This is a genomic window from Methylobacterium sp. C33D, from assembly GCF_053345825.1.
Genome location: NZ_JBKFAV010000085.1, coordinates 1 through 3,639, shown reverse-complemented (window position 1 = coordinate 3,639; position 3,639 = coordinate 1). Strand labels below are relative to the sequence as shown.

Genomic DNA, 3,639 nt, shown 5'->3' with positions numbered 1-3,639 from the left:
AACGCCGGACCGCCCCCTCCGGCTCAAGTCTACGGTCAAGTCGAGACACAAAACGATCCTCTCGTTCGGATCGTCAAACTGCCCGGTCAGGTTGCCCCACAGAAGATGGGGTCGGAACATCGCTTACCCTAAACCCGCCCCGCTGCCTGTCCGGTCAAACAGGGTGCACTCCAGTACGTCAGGTCGCGCGCGTCGAGGAAACTCCACAGTGTGCCGATCCCGACCGTGAGACCGTGCTCGGCCAAGAGGCGAGCCCGCATCTCCTCCAGGGTGACGTCGTCGTTCTCGTCGATCAGGCCGCGCAGGAATCCTTCATGCGGGTCGAGCTTCGAGCGGCGCGCCCGTCCCTGCGGGCGGGCGGCCACAGTGCCCGTCGTGGCGAGGGCCGCCCATCCAGCGGATCGCGGTCGCCTTGCCGACCCCGAAGCGGGCGGCGGCCTGACGGCGTGAGGTCGCGGCTGCGGCGTCTACAACACGCTCGCGCAGGTCCAGGCTATAGGGGCGGCCCATGCATCACTCCCGCTATCGACAAGCCGAGTGAATCAGCTCCCCGTGAACCCCAAACCCGCGACTCAACCCAAACCGAAAATGCTCTAGGTCGCGAACCCATAACGGCTGGCACGGGTGAGGTGCGGCGCTGTTAGCCCTCTGAGCAGGAGGGACTTGGATGGCGCGGTTTGACCTAACGGATGCGGAGTGGGCGGTGATCGAACCGCTGTTGCCGACGGACGTGCGCGGCAAGGAGCGCGTGGATGATCGGCGGGTGCTGAACGGGATCTTCTGGCGGCTGCGCACGGGCGCGCCCTGGGCCGACATTTCGTGCTTAAAAACGATCAAGTACGTCTAGAACACGCGCCGCGGTTGAATTCCAGCTGAACGCGCTGCGTCGAGAAAGCCCCTTCAGCGCGAGCGCATTTCGCAGGTCGGCATCGTTGAGCATCTCGTGAATGGCGCTTCTTATCGATTCAATGCTTTCTGGATCGATATAATATGCGGCGTCTCCCGCAACTTCAGGCATGCTCGACACGTTTGAAGTTACGACGGGACAGCCGCATGCCATCGCTTCTAGTATGGGCAAGCCAAAGCCTTCATACAAACTCGGATATATTGAAAACAGAGCTCCGGAATAGAGGGCCCGCAAGTCGGAATTTGAGATGTTGTCGAGAAAGTAGACGTGTTCCGAAAGGTTGTGGGCAGCAACCAACTCTCTAAGGTAATCGACTCCCCAGCCCTGTTTACCCACAACGATCAATTTGCAGCGACAAATTCCGGTTTGGACTATGGAGCTATACGCTTCAATTAAACGTTTATGATTTTTTCTGGGCTCCAGTGTCCCGACACAGATAATATATGGTGCCGAACTTAGGGCGTTCTCAAGGCGCACTCTCGACACCTCTGTTGCGTTGGCGCGTTCGAAGCTGGGATCAATGTCTATCAGCACGGACGTCACGTCGTTCGGTCTCTTGCCAGTTATCCGAAGCAAATCTTTGCGGCTTGTTTCTGAAATGCTAAAGACGTGTGATGCGTGTTTGAAGGCGTTTATATTCATTGCGAAGTTATCAATCGCGTCGACTGTAAAATATTCTGGGAAAAGCGCCGGAATCGCGTCATAGTTAATCGCGAGGGTGTGGATTTTATTGAGACACAATGGTAAAAAGTGGTTTATCAGGTAAAAATTAATACCCCGACTGAGTAGAATGCTTTCGAACTCCTCCATCTCTGTCGTGATATCGGCCCCAACTGGATGCACCGAATGCGGATCGGTCGATTTTAAGACTACCTCTCTAATCCTGTATCTAGTAGTCCCGGCTACTTCGATCAAAACCTCGACTTCGTCTGAGGAGAAGAGAGTGACTGGCAGCGCGGCTCGGCCGTCCATCCATCGCCACGACCCTTCAGGTGGATAGAAGCCGCTGGCCAAGCGGCTGTCGTCAAGGGACAATGATGCGTGGGTACTGCTGCTTCGAATTTCGATGCGAGCTAGCGACACGCCGAGCTTTCTTGTATCAGCGCCGGCGCCCGTGTATTTTGGCCGGTCTGCGCGGCTTATGATGTGGAACGTTTGTAGCGGACTTGGCCCGCGATAGATATATTCGTTTTCTCGCCTAATCGGAATGTGTAAAACGCCGTCGGACTCGAACATGATGGCGGGGTCTTCTGAGTAGTATCTAGAAAATTCTTTGCTCTCTGACGTCTCTAAAGGTAATTCTAGGAACTCAGGCCGTATCGAGAGGCCGCTAAGAAGTTCTTCGTTGCATCCTCCTAATTGTGGATCAGTGATTAAGGTAAAATTAACATCAGGCCTCCGTTCTGTTATCGAGTTGATAAGACCAACGGCGACGTTGTATATTCCTGCGGCCATTCCCTGTTGGAATGCGCCGCCATCAATGGCGATATTTATCCGATTTCGTTTTGCATTAGAGCGGCGAATATCTAGAAATGTAGCCCGGAGTGCTGATCCAATTTGGTTTAGTCGTTCAAGGACTTTTCTGCGTTCAAAGTTCATGTGAAGACTCGCTTGTGAGGCGCGGTCTCACGAGCGATGGTCGCGCTCGGAAGCAGATCGAAATTAGTATTCTGTGATGAAAGTGCAGCATCTTGGGCTGATCGGTTAATGGTGAAGCGAATTTCTAAGTTATTAGTAGTGTGTGGCCGATGATTGTTAATTGCCATGTTTAATCAACCCGCTGCGTATGGGGCAGATTCGGCAATCGATTAGCCACTTCATGTGTCAAAAATTTCTCGATTTAGATTGTGATGCTGTAGGTCAGTTTAGCGTTGCTCTGTGGTGTCATTCGCACGGCGACTATGATCAGGGTATCGGGTTATCTGTTGCTTATGAGGCCATAGTAGTCGCATATCAGGTCGCGGTATTTGGCGGCCTGGATCGGTGCGTGGAGCCGCCTGCTGGCAGAGATGTCGATGGCCAACAGCCGGTCATTGCAGGCGGTTGGGTCGCTGGCCAGCGCGTAGGACAGCAGGTGGCCGTTCGGCGTGCCGCGCAGCCGCTCGGCTGGCGCGCCGAGGTCGAAGGCCGCCACCGGCAGGCCGGTGCGCAAAGCCAGGGTTAGCGCGTACGCGTAGGTCTCGGACCAGATCGACGGCAGCAGCACCAGATCGGTCGCGATCTGGGTGACGAGATCGAGGGTCTCATCGTCCTCCCAGTGGCGGTCGGTATCGGCGATCTGGAGGGCCGCTTGAGCGACCCGGTCCAGGGTCGGATCGTCGGTCGAGTACCGCCCCGTCTCGGTGACGCCAGCGCCCTCAAGGTCGCCCGTCAGGGCCGGGTCCGAGTAGCCCACGATCGCGAAGTGCAGCGGCAGGTCCCGCTTGCGCGCGTCGGTGGCGAGCGCCTGCAGCAGCAGTCCGCCCTCGGGGAGACTGATCGCGCCGAGCACGGCGACACGGCGGACGCGGCCGGGCCGCTGCAGGGCGGTCGCGCGCACCGACCGATCCGGCTCGACGTGCGGCCGCACCGTGACGGCGAGGTCCGGGTAGACCGCGCGGATCCTGGCCGCCGTGTCGGAGGACGGCGCGAACACCCGCGCGGCGCCCGCCAGGAACGCCCCGAACGCCGCCCGCCGCTCGCCCGGATCCGGCTCCTCGAACCCGTCCGCGTCCACCGCCAGGCACGACCGG

General features: G+C 57.9%; 1 protein-coding gene and 3 pseudogenes. 1 reads left to right on the top strand and 3 read right to left on the bottom strand.

Translation table 11 applies throughout. The features are described from left to right. Positions 1-173: 173 nt before the first annotated feature. Positions 174-510 (bottom strand): annotated as a pseudogene (locus ACLBXO_RS31360) (IS630 transposase-related protein); the annotation flags it as partial. 157 nt (positions 511-667) lie between these two features. On the opposite strand from ACLBXO_RS31360, the pseudogene ACLBXO_RS31355 reads away from it, so the two are divergent. Continuing rightward, positions 668-817: pseudogene (locus ACLBXO_RS31355) on the top strand (transposase); the annotation flags it as partial. A gap of 6 nt (positions 818-823) precedes the next feature. Here the strand turns inward: ACLBXO_RS31355 and ACLBXO_RS31350 are convergent. Both ACLBXO_RS31350 and ACLBXO_RS31345 read right to left on the bottom strand, forming a co-directional pair. Next, positions 824-2,506, bottom strand: a complete 1,683-nt coding sequence (locus ACLBXO_RS31350; protein ID WP_447687863.1) for a glycosyltransferase family 4 protein — start codon at positions 2,504-2,506, stop codon at positions 824-826. 319 nt (positions 2,507-2,825) lie between these two features. Continuing rightward, a pseudogene (locus ACLBXO_RS31345) lies at positions 2,826-3,639 on the bottom strand (glycosyltransferase); the annotation flags it as partial.

Bases quoted from the DNA above. Each gene is read 5' to 3' on its own strand.
- ACLBXO_RS31350 (WP_447687863.1), bottom strand. From the start codon at position 2,506: ATGAACTTTGAACGCAGAAAAGTCCTTGAACGACTAAACCAAATTGGA.